This window comes from Actinomyces johnsonii (assembly GCF_006546835.1).
GTDB lineage: Bacteria > Actinomycetota > Actinomycetes > Actinomycetales > Actinomycetaceae > Actinomyces > Actinomyces johnsonii.
Window position 1 is genome coordinate 34,398 of sequence record NZ_VICB01000024.1, and the last position, 18,458, is coordinate 52,855.

Here is an 18,458-nt window from a genome sequence, read left to right on the forward strand (position 1 = left end):
CACATGAGCGACCCGATCGTGACGCTGGCGACTTGCGCCGACTTCCCAGAGCTTGACGACGACGACCGCGGCCTGCCCGATGCTCTGCGTGCGCGCGGCATCGAACCGAGGATCGCTGTATGGAATGATCCCGACGTCGACTGGGGCCAGTCCGGCACGGTCGTGCTGCGCAGCGTCCGCGACTACGCCGCCAAGGGCAACTACTCCAACTTCCTCCAGTGGGCTCGCTCGGTGCCCAGGCTGACCAACCATCCCGACGTCGTCGCCTGGAACTCGGACAAGCACTACCTCACTCGCCTGGGCGAGTGGGAGGTACCCATGATTCCGACGACCTGGCTGGAGCCGGAGGCGGGCTACTCCAAGCACCAGGTCCACACGCGCTTCCCCGCTCACGGCGACTTCGTCGTCAAGCCGGCCATCTCCTCGGGCGGGCGTGGAACGGGGCGCTACACCGCCACCGACGCCTCCTCTCGGTCCGCCGCGATCAACGATGCCATGCACCACCTGCGTCGTGGGCGGACCGTTATGGTCCAGCGGTACCTGGAGGAGGTGGACCGCAAGGGCGAGGTTTCCCTGGTCTACTTCAACGGGGTGCTCTCCCATGCGGTGGAGAAGGCTCCGATGCTCCACCCGTCCTTCAAGTCGACAGATGAGATCCATGAGGAGATCGTCACCGCGCGGGAGCCCAGCGAGCAGGAGTGGCTCTGGGGTGAGCGGGTGCGCAAGGCCATCCATGCGCTTATCAAGGAGGTCTCTGGGCGCGACATACAGTTGCTGTTCAACCGCGTCGACGTCGTCGGAGACGGTAGGGGCGGCTTCTACCTCATGGAGGTCTCACTGATCGACGCGGGCCTCTATTTGGGGGCTGCCCCGGAGGCGCTGGACAACTTCGCCGATGCCATCGCCCAGCGCGTCCTGTGGTGAGCCGCCCGGCACCATGCTCGCCAGGTCCGGGTATCCTTCTGGCGGGTCGCCGCCCCGGCGACCGGGCACGGTGAAGGGAGCCGGATCATGCGCACACTGCTCAACATCATCTGGGTCGTCTTCGGCGGGCTGTGGCTCTTCCTCGGCTACCTCCTCTTCGGCCTGATCGCCTGCCTGCTCATCGTCACGATCCCCGCGGGCGTCGCCTCCTTCCGCATCGCCTCCTACGTGCTGTGGCCCTTCGGGCGCGAGGTGGTGCCCGCGCCCGGGGCAGGCGCCATGAGCGCGATCAGCAACGTCATCTGGTTCCTCGTCGCCGGGCTCTGGCTGGCCATCGGCCACGTCACCACCGCAGCCTTACAGGCCGTCACCATCATCGGGATACCGCTAGCCGTGGCCAACATCAAGCTCATCCCGGTCACTTGCTTCCCCTTCGGCAAACAGATCGTCGAGTCCAGCTAAGGCCTTCCAGAACGGCGGCGCATCCGGCCCCGCCCTCAAAGGCCGATCCGACGGTTGGCCCCCCAGTAACCGACGTAGCAGACCACCAGGAATGCGGCGGTGATTCCCAAGGCCGGCCGTTGCTCGGAGTCGAAGACGATGAGAAGGCAGGATGCCGCCGACAGCGTGAGCGCCGCGATCGACACCCAAGGGTACCCGGGAGCCCGGTAGGCCAGGTCGTCAAGGCTGCGGCCCCCGGCGACCCAGCGCCGTCGGAAGGACAGGTGGCAGGCGGCGATGACCACCCACACCAGGACGACGGCGAGCCCCGAGACGGACACCAGGACCAGATAGACCGTGGATGCCGCGTAGGTCGAGGTCAGCAGGGCTGCGAGCCCGCCGACCATGGACAGCCCCATCGCCAGTGCCGGCACCCCGAAGCGGTTGGTACGGGCCAGAACCGCGGGCAGAGTGCCCTCGTTGGCCAGCGACCACAGCATGCGGGTCGAGGCATAGAGACCCGAGTTCGCCGCGGACAGGATGGCGGCCAGGATGACGACGTTCATGAGGTCCCCGGCGTAGGGCACGCCGATCCTGGATAGGACCGTCACGAAGGGACTCTCCTCAACTCCGGCCTCCTTCCAGGGGATCAACGCCGCGATGATGACGATCGAGCCGATGAAGAAGATGACCAGGCGGGCGAGCGTCGCACGGATCGCCCGGGGGATGGTGGTGCCCGGGTCCTCCACCTCTCCCGCCGTGATGCCGATAAGCTCGGTCCCGGAGAAGGCGAAGTTGACCGCCAGGATCGTGGTGAAAACGGTGCCGAAGCTGTTGGGGAAGAGTCCGTCCCTGTACAGATTCGTCAGTCCCAGCGCTGCGCGATGGCCCTCGTAGGGCAGCAGGCCGATGATCGCGGCCGTGCCCAGAACGATGAACAGGATGATCGCAACCACCTTGATCCCCGACAGCAGGGTCTCCGCCTCAGCGAAGACCTTGACAGAGACCATGTTGAGCACCAGGACCAGGGTGATGAAGGCGGCAGCCCACACCCATACGGGAACGTCCGGGAACCAGCCGTACATGATCATGGCGGCGCCGGTGAACTCGCTTCCCAGGGCCACCGTCCACGTGAGCCAGTACAGCACGGCGGTCACGAACCCGGTGGCGGGCCCCAGGTACTGACGGGCATAGACGTGAAAGGCTCCGGTGAAGGGCATCGCCACGCTCAATTCCCCCAGGCACATCATGACCAGGTAAACGATGACGGCGCCGATGGAATAGGCCAGCACAGTTCCCAGCGGACCGGCCTGATTGATCGTGTAACCGGTGGACAGGAACAGCCCCGTACCGATGACTCCGCCAAAGCTGATCATCATGAGATGACGCTGATTCATGCGGCGCTCCAACGCCGTGATATGGCCTTGTCTGTCGGGGGCGCCGGCTGGCGAGGCGGCCGACGTGCTGGCCGCCTCACGAGATTCTTCTACGGGAGCCATGATCGGGACGCTACCGGTACCTCCGGGAACCATCCGATACCGTGTCGCAATGCGAACGTCCTCGGCATCCACCACGTCCTTGGGGCGCAGTCCGGTCCGGCTGTCCGATCTTCTGTCTCGCGGCCCAGTCGTCCTGGATGGGGCGATGGGCACAGAGCTGGACTCCCGCGGCGTCGACACCCGTGACCCACTGTGGTCTGCCCTTGCCCTCACCACTGCCCCCGAGGCCGTGCGCCAGGTTCATACCGACTACCTGGAGGCCGGTGCCCGCGTCATCACCACCAACACCTACCAGGCAACGCTTCCGGCCCTGCTGCGGGCGGGGCATGACGCTCACCGCGCCCGGGAGGTCATCGCGGCCGGGGCCCGTCTCGCCGGGGAAGCCACTCGTCGCTTTGGGGCGGAGCACCCCGAGGCGCAGGTGCTCATCGCCGGGGGACTCGGGCCCTACGGCGCCTACCTGGCCGACGGCAGCGAGTACACCGGCGTCTACGATGTCGGAGCCCTTGACGCCCCGGTATTCCGGGACGTGCACCTGCCCCGTATCGAGGTGCTGGTGGGGGAGGGAGTCGACCTGTTCGCCCTGGAGACGCTTCCGCGTCTGGATGAGGCGCAGGCGCTCCTCGCCATGGTGAAGGGCCTCGCTCCGCAGGCCGAGTGCTGGATCTCCTTCCAGGTGCGGTCCGACGGCACCCGTCTGGCTGATGGTATGCCGCTGGCCGAGGCGGCGGCCTGGGCGGCGCAGGAGGGGATGGTTGTCGCTATCGGCATCAACTGCGTGGCCCCCGACGTCGTCGGCCGAGCGCTGCCGGTGCTGCGTGCGGCGACGGACAAACCGCTGGTGGCCTACCCCAATGCCGGTGAGCTCTACGACCCGGTGACCAAGAGCTGGCGGTCAGCGGGCGAGGAGGGCGGGCTCGTGGAGCTGGCACCCTCCTGGATCGCCGCCGGAGCCCGGCTCGTCGGCGGCTGCTGCCGTACCTGTCCGGCTCAGATCCGCGAGCTCGCCCACGCGGTCTGTACGTAGCCGCGAGCCCTCCGGCGTCGCCGGTCCGGTGAATCAGCTCGGCGGCTGTCTTGCATGCCGTTACTCTAGTGCTAGAGTAACGGCATGCTCTCCAACGCCGACATCGTTGTCCTCTCGCTCCTTGCCGAGCAGCCGCGCCATGGCTACGACCTCGACCGGGTCATCGAGCAGCGCGGTTACCGTCAGTGGACCTCCTTGGCCTTCTCATCCGTCTACTTCGTCCTCAAACGCCTGGCGGAACGGGGGCTCGTCGAGCCCGACGAGGGGTCCACGGGGCGCCGCACCGTCTTCCGTGTGACCGGCACCGGGCACAGTGAGCTGAGCAAGGCTGCCGATGAGCGTGTTCTCGCCCCGGCTCCACCCACCGCCGGTGTGCTCCCGGCGCTCAATGCCTATGCCCGGCTCGATGAACCCGAGCTCGTGGCCGCCCTCGCCCAGCGTGCCGAGGCACTCCTCGAGAGGCTCGATGAGCTGCGCGGGCTGCGCTCTCAGGTCGATGAGGAGCACGCTCTGGCCATCTTCGACTACGAGATCCTGCGTCAGGAAGCGGATCTCACCTGGACCCGCACCCTTCTGAAGAAAGCAGACAGTGATGAGGACTGACATCAAGAAAGACCGCAAGGACCTATATCAGCCGGCAGCGGCCGACTTCACGGAGGTGGACGTACCGGCCATGACCTACCTGGCCATCGACGGCCACGGCGACCCCAACACCTCGCCCGCCTACGCCGCCGCGATCCAAGCACTGTACGCGGGCGCCTACGCGATCCGCTCCGCCCTCAAGAAGCGCACCGGTGACGACTTCGTTGTCGGGCCCCTCGAGGGGTTGTGGACGAGCGCCGACAACTCCGCCTTCGTCGCCCGCGACAAGGGAGAATGGGACTGGACCATGATGATCCCGCTGCCTGACGCGGTCTTGTCGCAGGACGTCGACGAGGGCCTTTATCAGGCCTCGCGCAAGAAGCCCGAATTGCCGATCGGTGAGCTCCGAGAACTCCGGTTTGCCGAGGGCAGGTCGCTGCAGATCCTCCACGTGGGCACCTACGACGATGAGGCCCCCACTCTGGCGCGCCTGCACGACGAGGTCATGCCGAGACTCGGGCTCACCTGGAACGGCCCGCACCACGAGATCTACCTCAGCGACCCCAGGCGCGTGGCGCCGGAGAAGATGAAGACCGTCCTGCGTCAGCCGGTCAGGTCCGAAACCGCCGCCGAGGAGGCGGGCTAGCCCTGCTGCGGGCCCACGGACAGCAGGTGGACGACCGCGCGCTCGTCCCGGTCGCACTCGGCCAGGTCCACTAGCGCGGTCAGCCGCCAGTCATGGTCGCCGTCGGGGTCCTCCAGGACCTGCGTGGCCAGCCACACCTGCCTGCCGGAGGTCGCCAGGGCCTCGCGCAGGCGCTCACTGACCCCGGCGGCGGCCAGAGCCGTCTCATCGGGGGCCTCGTCGAGCGGTGCCAGCGAGATCGCCCGGGCCGAGGTGTCCGTGCCGATCCAGTCGTACTCGTCCCAGTAGCGCCCCAGCGCCTCGTCCCAGCGGTCCTCGCCCCAGCCGGAGGAGGCGTCCAGGCGCCCCAGGGCCTCGACGTCGTCGCGCGCCATGAGCTCCACGCGCCGGAACATCTCCCGTCGTACCGCGACCCGGAAGGCGTGACGGTTGCGGGTGAAGGCCACCGTCCCGTCCTCGCCCGCGCCGAAGGCCCGCTCCACCCCGGTCGAGTCGTCCGAACCGGGACGGTCTCCCTCCAGCAGGCCGGCGACTTCGCCCGCCTTGCCCGTCTGGGCCTGGCCGAGCGCCTCCCACTCATCGAGCAGGGAGGAGTCGACGGCGCGCACGAGGGCCCCCAGCCAATCGATGAGCTCGACGACCTCGGGCGTGCGGTGCTCCTCGGGCACGACCTGGCGCAGTGCCCGGTAGGCGTCGGTGAGGTAGCGCAGCACCACGCCCTCGCTGCGCCCCAGCTCGTAGCGGGAGATGAGGTCGGAGAAGGTCATTGCGTTCTCCACCATCTCGCGCACCACCGACTTGGGCGCCAGCTCGTGCTCGGCGATCCATGGGTTGGCCTGCTTGTACATCTCCAGGGCGGGAGTGAGCAGCTCGGCCAGGGGCTGGGGCCAAGTCACCTCCTCCAGAGCGGCCATGCGCTCCTCGTAGTCCATCCCCTCGGCCTTCATCGCGGCGATCGCCTCCCCTCGGGCGGCGCGCTGCTGGGCGTAGAGCAGCGGGCGCGGGTCGTCCAGGGTCGCTTCGACGATGCTGACGACATCGACCGTGTGCTCCGGGGCCTCCACGTTCAGCAGGTCCATGGCCGCCAGGGCGAAGGGCGCCAGGGGCTGGTTGAGGGCGAAGTCGGCCGGCAGGTCCACGGCCAGGCGCAACCGGGGGCGCCCGTCGGCGGCGGCTTCGGCGCTGGAGACGTGCGTGACAACGCCCGCCGTGCGCAGGGACAGGTAGATCTCCAAGGCGCGGCGCACGTGCCGGCGCCGCTGGCCCTCGGGCTCGTGCGCGCGCTCCAGGAGGCCCGCCATCGCCGCCACCGGGTCGCCGGCGCGCTCCATGAGGTTCAGCACCATCGTGGTGGTGACCTGGAACTGGCTGGTCAGTGTCTCCGGGGCCGCGTCGCGCAGTCGCTCGAAGGTCTTGTCCGTCCAGTTGACGCGCCCCTCGGGGGCCTTCTTGCGCACGATCTTGCGGCGCTTGCGCTCGTCGTCGCCGGCCTTGGCCAGTGCCTTGGCGTTCTCGATGACGTGCTCAGGGGCCTGGACGATGACGTAGCCGCGGGTGTCGAAACCGGCACGACCCGCCCGCCCGGCGATCTGGTGGAACTCACGAGCGGTGAGGTGACGCTCCTTGGAGCCGTCGAACTTCACCAGCGAGGTCATGACCACCGAGCGGATCGGTACATTGATCCCCACCCCGAGCGTGTCCGTGCCGCAGATGACGGACAGCAGGCCCTCGCGGGCCAGGCGCTCCACCAGCCGCCGGTAGCGCGGCAGCATGCCCGCGTGGTGCACGCCGATACCGGCGCGCAGCAGCCGCGAGAGCGTGGCTCCGAAACCGCCGCCGAAGCGGAAGTCGCCCAGAGCCCGCGCCACATCCGCCTTGCGGGACTTGGACACCAGGTCCACGCTCAGCAGGGAGGTGGCGCGCTCGACCGCCTCCTTCTGGGAGAAGTGGACGACGTAGACCGGAGCCTTGTCCTGACCCACCAGGCGCTGAAGGAGCTCGCCGATCGGCTCGACGACGTACTCCATCTCCAGGGGAACCGGCCTCACGGCGTCGTCGACGACGGCCACCTCGCGACCCGTGCGCTCGCGCAGGTCCCGCACGAAGAAGGAGACGTCGCCCAGCGTGGCCGACAGCAGCACCATCTGCGCCTGGGGCAGCTCCAGGAGGGGCACCTGCCAGGCCCAGCCGCGCTGAGGGTCGGCGTAGTAGTGGAACTCGTCCATGACGACGCAGTCCACATCCATGTCCTCGCCCTCGCGCAGGGACTGGTTGGCCAGGATCTCCGCGGTGCAGCAGATGATCGGGGCGGCGGCGTTGATGGAGGTGTCCCCGGTGACCATGCCCACGTTGTCCGCCCCGAACAGGCGCACCAGCTCAAAGAACTTCTCACTGACCAGGGCCTTGAGGGGGGCCGTGTAGTAGGAGCGGCCCCCGCGGGCCAGAGATGCGGTATGGGCGGCCAGCGCGATCATCGACTTGCCTGAACCGGTCGGGGTGGCGGCAATGACGTGGCGGTCCTGAAGGATCTCTGACAGGGCCTCATCCTGGTGCGGGTAGAGGGGGCGGCCGGTCGTCTCCGCCCACTGGGAGAAGGCCAGGTAGACCTCCTCGGGCTCGGGGACGCGCTCGGGATCGTCAGCCGGGATGAGGGCGTCGAGCATCGCGTTCAGTGCGGGGGCCGTCATGGCGACATGGTCTCACGGAGGCGCTGCGGCGGCGGGTCGAGAACCAGGAGGCAGGCCTACAGTGTGAGTGCCCGTACCTGCCGACCGTCGCCGCGCTGGCGTTCACGGACACGTCGACACATGACATCCGGCTGCTCCCAGGAGGAGACCATGACAAGAACCGAGCGCACCTACCAGCGGACCTACCCCGTCTCACCAGACGGGAACCCGTTCGTCCACAACAATCTTGGCCTCTACACCCAGAACCACCCCGTGCCGCCGGCCGATATCGCCGAACGCAGGGCCTACCTCGTGGGTTCGGGCATCGGCGCTCTGCTGGCCGCGGCCTTCCTCATCCGCGATGGGCGTATGCCGGGGTGCAACATCACCGTCCTGGAACAGCTCGCCGTCCCCGGCGGCTCATTTGACGGCGCCGGGGACACCGACAAGGGCTTCATTGCTCGTGGGGGCAGGGAGATGGGCCAGCACTTCGAGTGCTTCTGGGACATCATGCGTGAGATCCCGGCGCTGGAGATGCCCGAGCCCTACACCGTCCTTGACGAGTTCCGCACTGTTAACGAGAACGATCCCAACATCGATCCCTGCCGGGTGATCCACCGCCGTGGGCATTGTCGGGACACCTACAAGATGGGGCTGAACAAGAAGGGGAAGCACGCAGTCATCAAGCTTCTGATGGCCAAGGAGGAAGTGACCTACGGAAAAACCATCGAGGACTGGTTCGACTCCGATTTCCTCGCCTCGAACTTCTACACGCTGTTCAAGACGATGTTCGCCTTCCAGCAGTACGAGTCCCTCACCGAGATGAAGCGGTACATGCACCGCTTCCTTCAGTACTTCCCCGGGTTCTCCGATCTGTCCTGTTTGCGCTTCTCCCGCTACAACCAGTTCGAGTCCTTCATCCTGCCGTTGACCCGTTGGCTGAAGGACAAGGGCGTGGTCTTTCAGTACGACACCTGTGTCGACGACCTGAAGATGGTCATCACCTCCGGGCGCAAGGTGGTAACCGGTATTCGTTTCCATCGTGCTGATGGACAGGAGGGAACTATCGACGTCGCCGAAAAGGACCTTGTCCTGGCCACCATCGGTTCGTGTACCGAGTCTACCGGCTACGGCGACATGGACACCGTCCCTCCCTTCCTCACTGACCAGCCCGGAGGAGCCTGGACACTGTGGCGCAACCTTGCGAAGAAATCAGCGGTCTTCGGCCGCCCTGACGTGTTCTGCTCCGATCCCCACAAGACCGTGTGGGAATCCGCCTCTTTCAACTTCATCGGGGCCGACCATCCCTTCTTGAAGAAGATCTATGAGCTCACCGGCAATGACCCTCTGTCGGGCCGCACGGTTACCGGCGGTATCATCACCGCGGAGGACTCAGGCTGGTGCCTGTCTCTGACCATGAATCGTCAGCCCCAGTTCCGGGCTCAGCCGAAGGACTGGGGCGTGGCCTGGGCCTATGGTCTCTATCCACACGCCCTGGGGAACTGTGTGCGCAAGCCGATGATCGAGTGCACTGGTGAGGAGGTCCTGAAGGAATACTGCTACCACTTCGGCCTTATCGGTCAGTTCGAGGAGATCAAAAAGCGCACCAAGGTTCGCCTGGCGACGATGCCCTACATCACCTCCTTCTTCATGCCTCGACGCGCCGGGGACAGGCCTGAGGTGATTCCGGATGGCTGCGTCAATCTCGGCCTTCTCGGGCAGTTTGTTGAGACGCCCGATGACTGCGTCTTCACAACCGAGGGATCGGCGCGCACGGCGATGATGGCCGTCTACGGGCTGCTCGACCTCGACCGAGACGTTCCCCCGATCTGGCCTGCCCAGTACGACGTCCGTGCGCTGCTGGCGGCTGCGAAAACGATGAACGATGGCAAGCTCCCCGGCGAGAAGGTTCTGAACCGCTTCCTGCGAGGCACGTATTACGAGGATATCCTTCCCTGACCGGGCCGAGCAGAGGGCGGCTCAGCAAGACGACGGTCGAGGGATTCGCTATGACGAAGGGGATGATTCGTGAGAGCATGCGGGCCGTCCCCTCCTGCTGCGACACCGTGAAAGGCCGAATCTCCCATGGAAGCCCTCGCCGCTCAGCTTGAGGCGGTCTCGGACTGGATCACGCTCCACATCACCATGTGGGTGCTTGTCGGTACCGGGATCCTGCTGACCATCCGTACCGGCGCCGTCCAGCTGCGCCGTCTGCCGGACATGCTCCACCAGGTGGCCGGATCGCGTTCCGGTGCACAGGGAGGCATCTCCTCCTTCCAAGCCTTCACGATCTCCTTGGCCGCCCGCGTGGGTATCGGCAACGTCTTCGGCGTGGCCGCGGCCCTCATCTTGGGCGGCCCTGGTGCGATCTTCTGGATGTGGATCGTGGCCTTGGTCGGCATGGCCACCGCCTTCTTCGAGGCGACCCTGGCCCAGATGTTCAAGGTCCGCCACACCGACGGCTCCTTCCGCGGCGGCCCCGCCTACTACATGGCCAGGGGGATGCGCAGCCGGGCCCTGGGCGTCGTCTTCGCGGGGCTGACGATCTTCACCTGCGGCTTCTCCATCATCATGGTCCAGTCCAACGCCGTCGCCGGTGTCATCGGCCCGGGGTCTCCGCTCAACCTGCCCCCGAGCGTCGCCGCCGCGGTCCTGGTGGGGCTGGCCGCCCTCGTCATCCTCGGAGGGGTGCGCCGGGTCGCCCGCGTCACCGAGTGGATGGCGCCGATCATGGCCCTGGTCTACGTGGTCATGGCCATCATCATCGTCGGCCTCCACATCAGCCGGCTCCCAGGCATCCTGGCCACCATCGTGGGCTCGGCCTTCGGCCCCTACCCCTTCGCCGGAGGGGTGACCGGAGGCATTATCGCAGCCCTGACCAACGGAACCCGCCGCGGCCTGTTCTCCAATGAGGCCGGACAGGGTACCGCGCCCTTCGCGGCCGCCACCGCGACCGTCGCTCACCCGGTCCAGCAGGGGCTCATTCAGTCCCTCGGCGTGTTCGTTGACACCATCATCGTGTGCACCGCAACCGCCTTCATCATCCTGGTCTCCGGCGTCTACAGCCCCGCCCTCGTCGAGGCCGGCACTCTGACACCCGACGCCGCGGGAACCTTGACCTCCGACGCCGTCGCCGCCACCCTCGGCGGCTGGACCGCCGTGCCCATGACCATCGTCATCTTCGTCCTGGCCTTCTCCTCCATCATCGCAGCGGCCACCTATTCCGAGGTCTCCATGACCTTCATCTCCGAGCGGCCCGCATGGCGATGGCTGCCCCGACTGGTCTCGGTGGCCTCCACCGGCCTGGGCGCGCTGGCCACCCTGACCGTCGTGTGGAACACCGTCGACATCACCATGGCCGTCATGACACTGACCAACCTGGTGGCCCTCATCTGGCTCGCCCGCTGGGGCGTGGGAGCCCTCAGGGACTGGGACGCCCAGCGCGCGGCGGGACGAACCGCCCCCCTGTTCAACGGCATCGGTAACCCGCACCTTCCCGGGGACCTGCCCGGCGACGTCTGGACCGGTGAGAGAGCCAGCCTGGCCGAGGCGGACGGAACCGCCGCCGACGTTCCCGCAGCCACCCCGGCCAGCAGTCAGCCGGCCGCCTCGACAGGAGCCGACGCATGAACCTCACCAGTATCGAGAACCTGCTCAACTCCGTTGACGACTTCTTCTACACCTACCTCCTCGCCGCTCTTCTCATCCTGGCCGGCATCTACCTGACAATGCGCACCTTCGGGGTGCAGCTGCGCCACTTCGGCACCATGGTCAACTCACTATCCGGGTCGCGCTCGGGTGCGCACGGAGGCATCTCCTCCTTCCAGGCCTTCGCCGTGGGGCTGGCCGCCCGAGTCGGCATCGGCAACATCGCCGGAGTCGCCCTGGCCGTCGTGGCCGGTGGCCCCGGCGCCCTGTTCTGGATGTGGGTCGTCGCCCTCATCGGCATGGCCACCAGCTTCGTGGAGTCCACACTCGCACAGATCTTCAAAGAGCGAGGACGAGACTTCACCTTCCGTGGAGGCCCCGCCTACTACATCAAGAACGGTCTGGGATCGGCCCTGTGGGGCAAGGTCTTCGCCGCCCTGTGCATTGTCTCGGTGGGTGTCACCGTGGTCATGGTGCAGACGAACTCACTTGCCCAGGTTATGACGGCCACCGTCCCCAGCCTTTCGGGCTGGATGGTCGGAGTCTTCCTCGTCCTGCTGACCGCTCCCGTGGTCCTGGGCGGGGTGCGCCTCGTGGCCCGTGTCGCGGAGTGGTTGGCCCCGATCATGGCACTGGCCTACGTGCTCATGGCGGTGGTGGTCATCCTCCTCAACGTGAGCCGGCTCTACGATGTCTTCTGCAGCATCCTCATTGGGGCCTTCGGTCTCGATCAGGCCTTCTTCGGCACCGCCGGAGGAGTCCTCGCGGCACTGCTCAACGGCGTGCGCCGTGGCTTGTTCTCCAACGAGGCCGGTCTTGGAACCGTCCCCAACGCCGCCGGTACCGCCACCGTCGCCCATCCTGTGCGCCAGGGACTCATCCAGTCCTTCGGCGTGTTCGTCGACACGATCCTCGTGTGCACAGCCACCGGCCTGCTCATCCTGTTGACCACCGACACCTACCGTCCCGGGGACGATTCCTTGGAGGGAGCGATCCTCACCCAGCAGGCCGTCGTCGAGCATCTGGGGTCCTGGACCACCTGGCCCATGGTGGTGCTCATCTTCGTCCTGGTCTTCTCCACGGTTCTAGGCTGCTACTCCTACGCGCAGGTCAACGTCAACTTCCTGGGCGGAGAGCGCCGGGCCGAGCAGGTCTTCGGGATCCTCCTGACCGCTGCGGCCTTCGGTGGCACCGTCCTGACCCTGCCCGTCGTGTGGGCCCTGTCCGACATCGCCCTGGGGCTCCTGGGCGTGCTCAACCTCGTCGTCATCATCCGTCTGGCACCCTGGGTCAACGGGGCGCTGCGGGACTTCGAGAACCAGCGCGCCCAGGGCCTTACCGAGCCGACCTTCGTCGGTCACGGCAACTCCCTCCTGCCCGGAGACGTGGTTCCCGGGGTCTGGGAGCCCGACGACGTGGCGAAGCGGGGTTGATCACGATGACTGCATTGGCACACGCCTCGTGGCTGGACCAGCTCGACTCCGCTCTGGCCACTGTCTCCGACCTGCTCTACTCCTGGGTCCTCATGTGGCTGCTGGTGGGAGCCGGCATCTTCTTCACCATCAGAACCCGGGGCGTCCAGCTGCGGCACACCGGAGCCATTGCGGCCTCGGTGGCGGGCTCCCGCGACGGGCGCCACGGCGGGATCACCTCCTTCCAGGCCTTCGCCGTCGGACTTGCCTGCCGGGTGGGAACCGGCAATATCGTCGGAGTCGCCCTGGCGCTCATCATGGGCGGGCCCGGTGCCGTGCTGTGGATGTGGCTCGTGGCGATCCTGGGGACCGCTACCGCCTTCAGCGAGGCGACGCTCGCCCAGCTGTTCAAGGTGCGCCGTTCGGACGACACCTTCCGCGGCGGTCCCGCCTACTACATCTCCCGCGGACTGCGGCTGCCGATTCTGGGCGCGGTGTTCGCCGTCCTCTTCCTCATCGCCAACGGCCTGGTCATGCCCATGGTGCAGGCCAACGCCATCACCGCCTCCCTGCAGGGCGCCGGTGGCCTGTCGCCGAGTCTGGGGGCCGTCCTCGTCGTGGCCCTCACCGCTCCGGTTCTCCTCGGGGGCCTGCGCGCCATGGCCCGGGTGGCCGAGTACCTGGCCCCGCTCATGGCGCTGGCCTACCTGGTGCTGGTCCTGGCCATCCTTGTCACCCACCCGGTTCAAGCCTGGGAGGCGCTGCGCTCCATCATCGAGGGCGCCTTCGGCATGCGCCAGGGATTGGGTGGCTTGGCCGGGGGAGTGACGGCGGCGCTGCTCAACGGCGTGCGCCGCGGCCTGTTCTCCAATGAGGCGGGGTTGGGAGGCGCCGCCTGCGCCGCGGGCTCGGCCACCGTGAGGCACCCGGTCCAGCAGGGATTCATCCAGGCCTTCGGGGTCGTGGTGGACACTCTGTTCGTGTGCACGGCGACGGCGCTGGCGATCCTGGTCGCCGGAGCCGGCGTCTTCCGGCCCGGGACGACGGCCAAGGAGACCGCGGGCACCCTCACCCAGGACGCCATCGCTCACCTCGTGGGGGAGTGGAGCCGTTGGCCCATGGCCCTGCTCGTCGTGGTGCTGGCCTACACCACCATCATCGGGGCCTTCTCTTACGCCCAGGTCTGCCTGGATTACCTCACCGACCGCCCCTGGGTATCCCGAGCCCTCCAGATCGGCGCCGTCGTCTGCGCCGGGGTGGGAAGCGTGCAACAGCTGACCACCGTGTGGACCTTGGCGGATGTGCTCTTGGGCGCCGGCGCCATTATCAACCTCATCGCACTCGTGGCGTTGAGTCGATGGGTCGCTGGCGCCCTGAAGGATTGGGAGGCGCTGCGAGGCTCCTCGACGCCGAATGAGGAACGGGCCGTCTTCCGGGGAGACTCCGAGCACCTGCCGGCCGCCTTGCCGGCAGGAGCATGGGAGAGTCCGGTCAGTCGGTAGACCAAAGGCGTCACCGAATCGAAACACTGTGTCCGTAGCCTTCGGGACTACGGTGCACCATCCGTCCCCTCACAAGAGGGGCTGATCGGGCAATGAAGCGCGTCGCCGCACTGACTGCGCCTATCGCCCGCCTTACCTGCATCGTCATCCCACTCCATGGAGGTTCTCACGTGCAACCGGTTCTGGCTCCCCTGAACAGTGCCGCATCCAGCGGAGGCAACGGCTGGATCGACTCTCTGGAGTCCTTCTTCACCGCTGGTGCGGACATTCTGGACAAGGCCTCCGGCTACTTGTTCCTCTACCTGCTCGCCTGGCTCCTTGTTCTGGGAGGCCTCTACTTCACGGTACGAACTGGTGCGGTGCAGTTCCGACTTTTCCCCCACATGGTGCGGGCCATCACCTCCTCCCGAGGTAGCAACGAGGGAGGTATCTCCTCCTTCCAGGCCTTCGCCGTCGGCCTGGCCTCCCGGGTCGGTACCGGTAACATCGTGGGCGTGGCCATCGCTATCACCATGGGCGGCCCCGGCGCGATCTTCTGGATGTGGATCGTGGCCCTGGTGGGTATGGCGACTGGATTCATCGAGGCCACTTTGGCCCAGATGTACAAGGTCACCCATCCCGACGGCTCCTTCCGCGGAGGCCCCGCCTACTACATCCAGCGCGGCCTGGGATCCAAGACGGCCGCTCGGGTCTTCGCCGTGGTCATCACCTTTGTCTTCGGCTTCGCCTACGAGGCGACTCAGGCCAACACCATCGCGGCCACCATGAAGAGCACCTTCCATATCGAGCCGTGGATGACCGCCGTCGGCCTGGTCGTCATCACCACGCCGATCATCTTCAAGGGCATCAAGTCGGTGGCCGCCGTCTCCGAGTGGCTCGTACCGATCATGACAGTGGTCTACGCCCTCATCGCCCTGACTATCCTGGTGCTGCACGTCGGCGCGATCCCGAGAGCCATCGTCTCCATCTTCGAGGGGGCCTTCGGACTCAATCAGGCCTTCGCCGGCACCGCCGGCGGACTCTTCGCCGCCGCGCTCAACGGGGTCAAGCGAGGCCTGTTCTCCAACGAGGCCGGTGAGGGATCGGTCCCCAACATCGCCGCCACGGCGACCGTCCCCCACCCCGTGCAGCAGGGATTCGTGCAGTCCCTGGGTGTCTTCGTCGACACGATCGTGGTGTGCACCGTCACCGCCCTCATCGTCTTGCTCTCCGGCGTCTACGATCCGATGGCCGCCAAAGCCGATCCGGGCACCGCGAACGCTGCCGCCAACACCCTGACCTCCGCCTCCGTCACCCACGTGCTCGGCGGCTGGGCGCAGTACCTCATGGCCATCATCATCTTCGTCTTCGCCTACTCCTCGCTCCTGGGCAACTACACCTACGCCCAGGTCAACATGGACTTCCTCCAGGGCAGGCAGCACAAGCACTACGCCCTGCGGGCCATGATCATCGTGGCCACCGCCGTCGGCTCCTTGTCCACCCTCACCTTCGTGTGGAACCTCTCCGATCTGGTCATGGGCGCGATGACCGTTATCAACATGGTCTCCATCCTCGCGCTGGGAGGCTGGGCCTTCGGAGCCCTGCGCGACTGGGAGGTGCAGCGCCGAGCCGTCCAGGCCGGGCAGAAGGAGGAGATCCGCTTCATCGCCACTGACAACCCCTACCTGCCCGGCGATCTCCCTGGGGAGATCTGGGCCGTCGACGGTCCCGCCCACGCCGCCATCCTGGAGCGTCGCGCCGCGCTGGAGGAGGCGTCGGGCGACTGATCTCGACGGGCTAGGCTGGCACCCATGAAGATCGCACGATTCTCCACCGGCGACGAGCCCCGCTACGGAATCGTCCAGGGCCTGCCTGACGACGAGGTCGCCTCGGGCGAGTCCGAGGGGCACCTTCTGGTCCTCAGAGGCGACCCCCTCTACTCCCTGCCCGAGGCTACCGGAGAGGTCGTCGAGCTGCGCGACGCCCGCCTCCTGTCCCCGGTCATCCCCCGCTCCAAGGTCGTGGGCATCGGGAAGAACTACGCGGACCACATCGCCGAGATGGGGGAGGCCGAGCCGCCTCGGGCCCCGGTCGTCTTCCTCAAGCCCAACACCTCCGTCATCGGTCCGGATGCCCCGATCGTCCTTCCTGCTTGGAGCGACGAGGTCCACTACGAGGCCGAACTGGCCGTTGTCATCAAGACCCTCGCCAAGGACGTCCCCGCCGACCACGTCGACGACGTCATCTTGGGTTACACGGTCGCCAACGATGTCTCGGCCCGCGACCGCCAGCGCGCCGAGCCGCAGTGGGTGCGGGCCAAGGCCTTTGACACCTCCTGCCCCCTGGGGCCCTGGATCGAGGTTCCCGAGCCCGGCCGCGCACCCGTCTTCTCTCCCGACGATGCCGTAGTACGTGCTCGGGTCGACGGTCGTCTCGTCCAGGAGGGGCGCACGGCGGACATGATCCGCGCGGTCCCCGAGCTGGTCTCCTACATCTCGACGATCTTCACCCTCCTGCCCGGTGACGTCATCCTCACCGGCACGTCGGCGGGGGTCGGCGAGATCCGGGCCGGTCAGCGCGTCGAGGTCGAGGTCGAGGGAATCGGCTCGTTCTCCAACCCGGTAGTGCGACGCTGAGCCGACGGCGTCGGCCGCGAAGGGGAATCCTCGGGATCAGGAGGGGACGGTACGTGGCAGGCGGCGGACCGCGTCGCTGATGCGGTGCATCGCCTCCTGCGCGATGTGCCGGCCCGTGGCCAGGTTGAGTCGGCAGAACCCCGACCACGCCTTCCCGAAGGTCGCGCCCTCGCTCATCGCGACTCCGGCCTCCTTGCGGAAGAAGCGCGCTGGCTGCTCCAGGCCCAAGCCCCGGCAGTCCAGCCAGGACAAATAGGTCGCCTGTGGGAGGGTCAGCTCCATCCCCTCGATGCCGGCCAGGGCCTCGCCCGCCATGTCGCGGTTGGCGCGGATGTAGGCGCATACCTCGCCTAACCAGTCCCGCCCGTCGCGCAGCGCCGCAACGGTGGCCAGAGCGCCGACGACGGAGGCCTTGGCCTCGAGGTGGGCACTGCGCGCATCGCTCTGCCACTGCGCGCGGGCCCGGCCGGAGGCGATGAGCTGCGCACACTTCAGGCCCGGGATGTTCCACCCCTTGGACGCGGCCGTCGCCGTGAACGTCAGATCCGGGTCTGCGCCCGGACGGGAGGCGTAGGGGATATGAACCAGTCCGTCGTCGAGCACCAGGGGAGCGTGGATCTCATCGGCGAAGACCGCAACCCCGTAGGAGGATGACAATGCTGCGACGGCGTCGAGCTGGGTGGCGCTGAGCACCTGCCCCACCGGGTTCCACGGGTTGCATAGGACGAGCAGTCCGGCCCCCGCGGCCATGGCGGACTCGATGCCGTCAAGGTCCAGTTCCCAGTGCGGCAAACCGTTCTGGGAACGCCGCCTCGGAGAGGGAACCTCGATGCAGGCGCGACCGTTGTGGCCGGGAATCTCGAGGAAGGGCATGTAAGCCGGGGTGGGGACGATGACAGGCGAGTCCTCACGAGTGTGAGAGGCGATGACCGCGCTCAGTGACGAGAGCACATCGGGCAGCAGACTCACCTGCTCGGCCTCCACCCGCCAGCCGAAGGTCTCATGCTGGTAGCGGGCCGTCTCCTCGCGGACCGCCTGGGAGACCGAGGGAGGCATGTAACCCAGCAGGCCGTCGCGCACCGCCCCGAAAATGGCCCTCTCGACCGCGGGAGCTGTCCCTAGGTCCATCTCGGCGACCCACGCCCCGATGACATCGCCGGGATACTGGGACCATTTAAGCGATCCCCGCTCGCGCATCTGCTGCGGAGTCAGGGAGTCGAAGACCCGGGTCAGAGAGTCGGGACCGTCGGCCGAGGAGACAACCATGGGCGGGATTCTACGGGAGCCTCCCGGAACGGTCCGCTGTGGATGGCCGTCCCGGCGCACAGCTGAGGGCCGGTGCCGCGGTCGCTCTTCGAGTCGCCCGATAGTCCTTGCCGTCCTTACCGGTACAGGTCCGTTCCGGTCTCTTGGTCCCAATGGGATTGCCGGGGAAGTCCTTGGCGGAGGCCGAGCCATCCTGCGCGGGTTTGAAGGGTGGGGTCTGGTGGTGGATG

General features: G+C 67.2%; 14 protein-coding genes. 11 read left to right on the top strand and 3 right to left on the bottom strand.

Annotated features, from left to right (window positions below; translation table 11 throughout):
* The first annotated feature begins 3 nt into the window (after nucleotides 1-3).
* Together FK256_RS13030 and FK256_RS13035 are read left to right on the top strand one after the other, a co-directional pair.
* Nucleotides 4-924, top strand: a complete 921-nt coding sequence (locus tag FK256_RS13030; protein WP_021607184.1) for an ATP-grasp domain-containing protein — start codon at nucleotides 4-6, stop codon at nucleotides 922-924.
* 87 nt (nucleotides 925-1,011) lie between these two features.
* Nucleotides 1,012-1,386: a YccF domain-containing protein gene (locus tag FK256_RS13035; RefSeq protein WP_141425033.1), complete on the top strand. Its 375-nt coding sequence runs from the start codon at nucleotides 1,012-1,014 to the stop codon at nucleotides 1,384-1,386.
* Nucleotides 1,387-1,421: 35 nt separating this feature from the next.
* On the opposite strand, the gene FK256_RS13040 is transcribed toward FK256_RS13035, so the two are convergent.
* Nucleotides 1,422-2,762: an amino acid permease gene (locus FK256_RS13040; protein ID WP_141425034.1), complete on the bottom strand. Its 1,341-nt coding sequence runs from the start codon at nucleotides 2,760-2,762 to the stop codon at nucleotides 1,422-1,424.
* Nucleotides 2,763-2,913: 151 nt separating this feature from the next.
* On the opposite strand from FK256_RS13040, the gene mmuM reads away from it, so the two are divergent.
* The 3 genes from mmuM (at nucleotide 2,914) to FK256_RS13055 (ending at nucleotide 5,119) form a co-directional block, all read left to right on the top strand.
* Complete coding sequence (mmuM, locus tag FK256_RS13045) at nucleotides 2,914-3,891, top strand: homocysteine S-methyltransferase (protein ID WP_141425035.1); 978 nt, start codon at nucleotides 2,914-2,916, stop codon at nucleotides 3,889-3,891.
* An 84-nt stretch (nucleotides 3,892-3,975) separates the two neighbouring features.
* Complete coding sequence (locus FK256_RS13050) at nucleotides 3,976-4,494, top strand: PadR family transcriptional regulator (RefSeq protein ID WP_141425036.1); 519 nt, start codon at nucleotides 3,976-3,978, stop codon at nucleotides 4,492-4,494.
* The gene (locus FK256_RS13055) at nucleotides 4,484-5,119 is read left to right on the top strand and encodes a GyrI-like domain-containing protein (RefSeq protein ID WP_141425037.1); all 636 of its coding nucleotides are present in this window, start codon (nucleotides 4,484-4,486) and stop codon (nucleotides 5,117-5,119) included. Before FK256_RS13050 ends, FK256_RS13055 begins: the two co-directional genes overlap by 11 nt.
* On the opposite strand, the gene FK256_RS13060 is transcribed toward FK256_RS13055, so the two are convergent.
* Nucleotides 5,116-7,806, bottom strand: coding sequence for a DEAD/DEAH box helicase (locus FK256_RS13060; RefSeq protein ID WP_141425038.1), 2,691 nt, complete (start codon nucleotides 7,804-7,806; stop codon nucleotides 5,116-5,118). The two genes, FK256_RS13055 and FK256_RS13060, sit on opposite strands and share 4 nt — an antisense overlap.
* A 150-nt stretch (nucleotides 7,807-7,956) precedes the next feature.
* On the opposite strand from FK256_RS13060, the gene FK256_RS13065 reads away from it, so the two are divergent.
* The 6 genes from FK256_RS13065 to FK256_RS13090 all read left to right on the top strand — a co-directional run bounded on the left by FK256_RS13065 (nucleotide 7,957) and on the right by FK256_RS13090 (nucleotide 16,962).
* Nucleotides 7,957-9,744 (top strand): oleate hydratase, encoded by a 1,788-nt coding sequence (locus FK256_RS13065; RefSeq protein ID WP_141425039.1) that lies wholly within the window; start codon nucleotides 7,957-7,959, stop codon nucleotides 9,742-9,744.
* A gap of 126 nt (nucleotides 9,745-9,870) precedes the next feature.
* Nucleotides 9,871-11,415 carry an alanine/glycine:cation symporter family protein gene (locus FK256_RS13070; protein ID WP_009233689.1) on the top strand — a complete coding sequence of 515 codons (1,545 nt, stop codon included), beginning with the start codon at nucleotides 9,871-9,873 and terminating at the stop codon, nucleotides 11,413-11,415.
* Nucleotides 11,412-12,866, top strand: a complete 1,455-nt coding sequence (locus FK256_RS13075; RefSeq protein WP_021609051.1) for an alanine/glycine:cation symporter family protein — start codon at nucleotides 11,412-11,414, stop codon at nucleotides 12,864-12,866. The genes FK256_RS13070 and FK256_RS13075 overlap by 4 nt, the downstream gene beginning before the upstream one ends.
* A 5-nt stretch (nucleotides 12,867-12,871) precedes the next feature.
* Nucleotides 12,872-14,347 carry an alanine/glycine:cation symporter family protein gene (locus tag FK256_RS13080; protein ID WP_141425040.1) on the top strand — a complete coding sequence of 492 codons (1,476 nt, stop codon included), beginning with the start codon at nucleotides 12,872-12,874 and terminating at the stop codon, nucleotides 14,345-14,347.
* A gap of 170 nt (nucleotides 14,348-14,517) precedes the next feature.
* Nucleotides 14,518-16,113 (top strand): alanine/glycine:cation symporter family protein, encoded by a 1,596-nt coding sequence (locus FK256_RS13085; RefSeq protein ID WP_141425041.1) that lies wholly within the window; start codon nucleotides 14,518-14,520, stop codon nucleotides 16,111-16,113.
* 24 nt (nucleotides 16,114-16,137) lie between these two features.
* The gene (locus FK256_RS13090; RefSeq protein ID WP_141425042.1) at nucleotides 16,138-16,962 is read left to right on the top strand and encodes a fumarylacetoacetate hydrolase family protein; all 825 of its coding nucleotides are present in this window, start codon (nucleotides 16,138-16,140) and stop codon (nucleotides 16,960-16,962) included.
* 36 nt (nucleotides 16,963-16,998) lie between these two features.
* On the opposite strand, the gene FK256_RS13095 is transcribed toward FK256_RS13090, so the two are convergent.
* Nucleotides 16,999-18,228: a MalY/PatB family protein gene (locus FK256_RS13095; RefSeq protein ID WP_141425043.1), complete on the bottom strand. Its 1,230-nt coding sequence runs from the start codon at nucleotides 18,226-18,228 to the stop codon at nucleotides 16,999-17,001.
* Nucleotides 18,229-18,458: the final 230 nt, after the last annotated feature.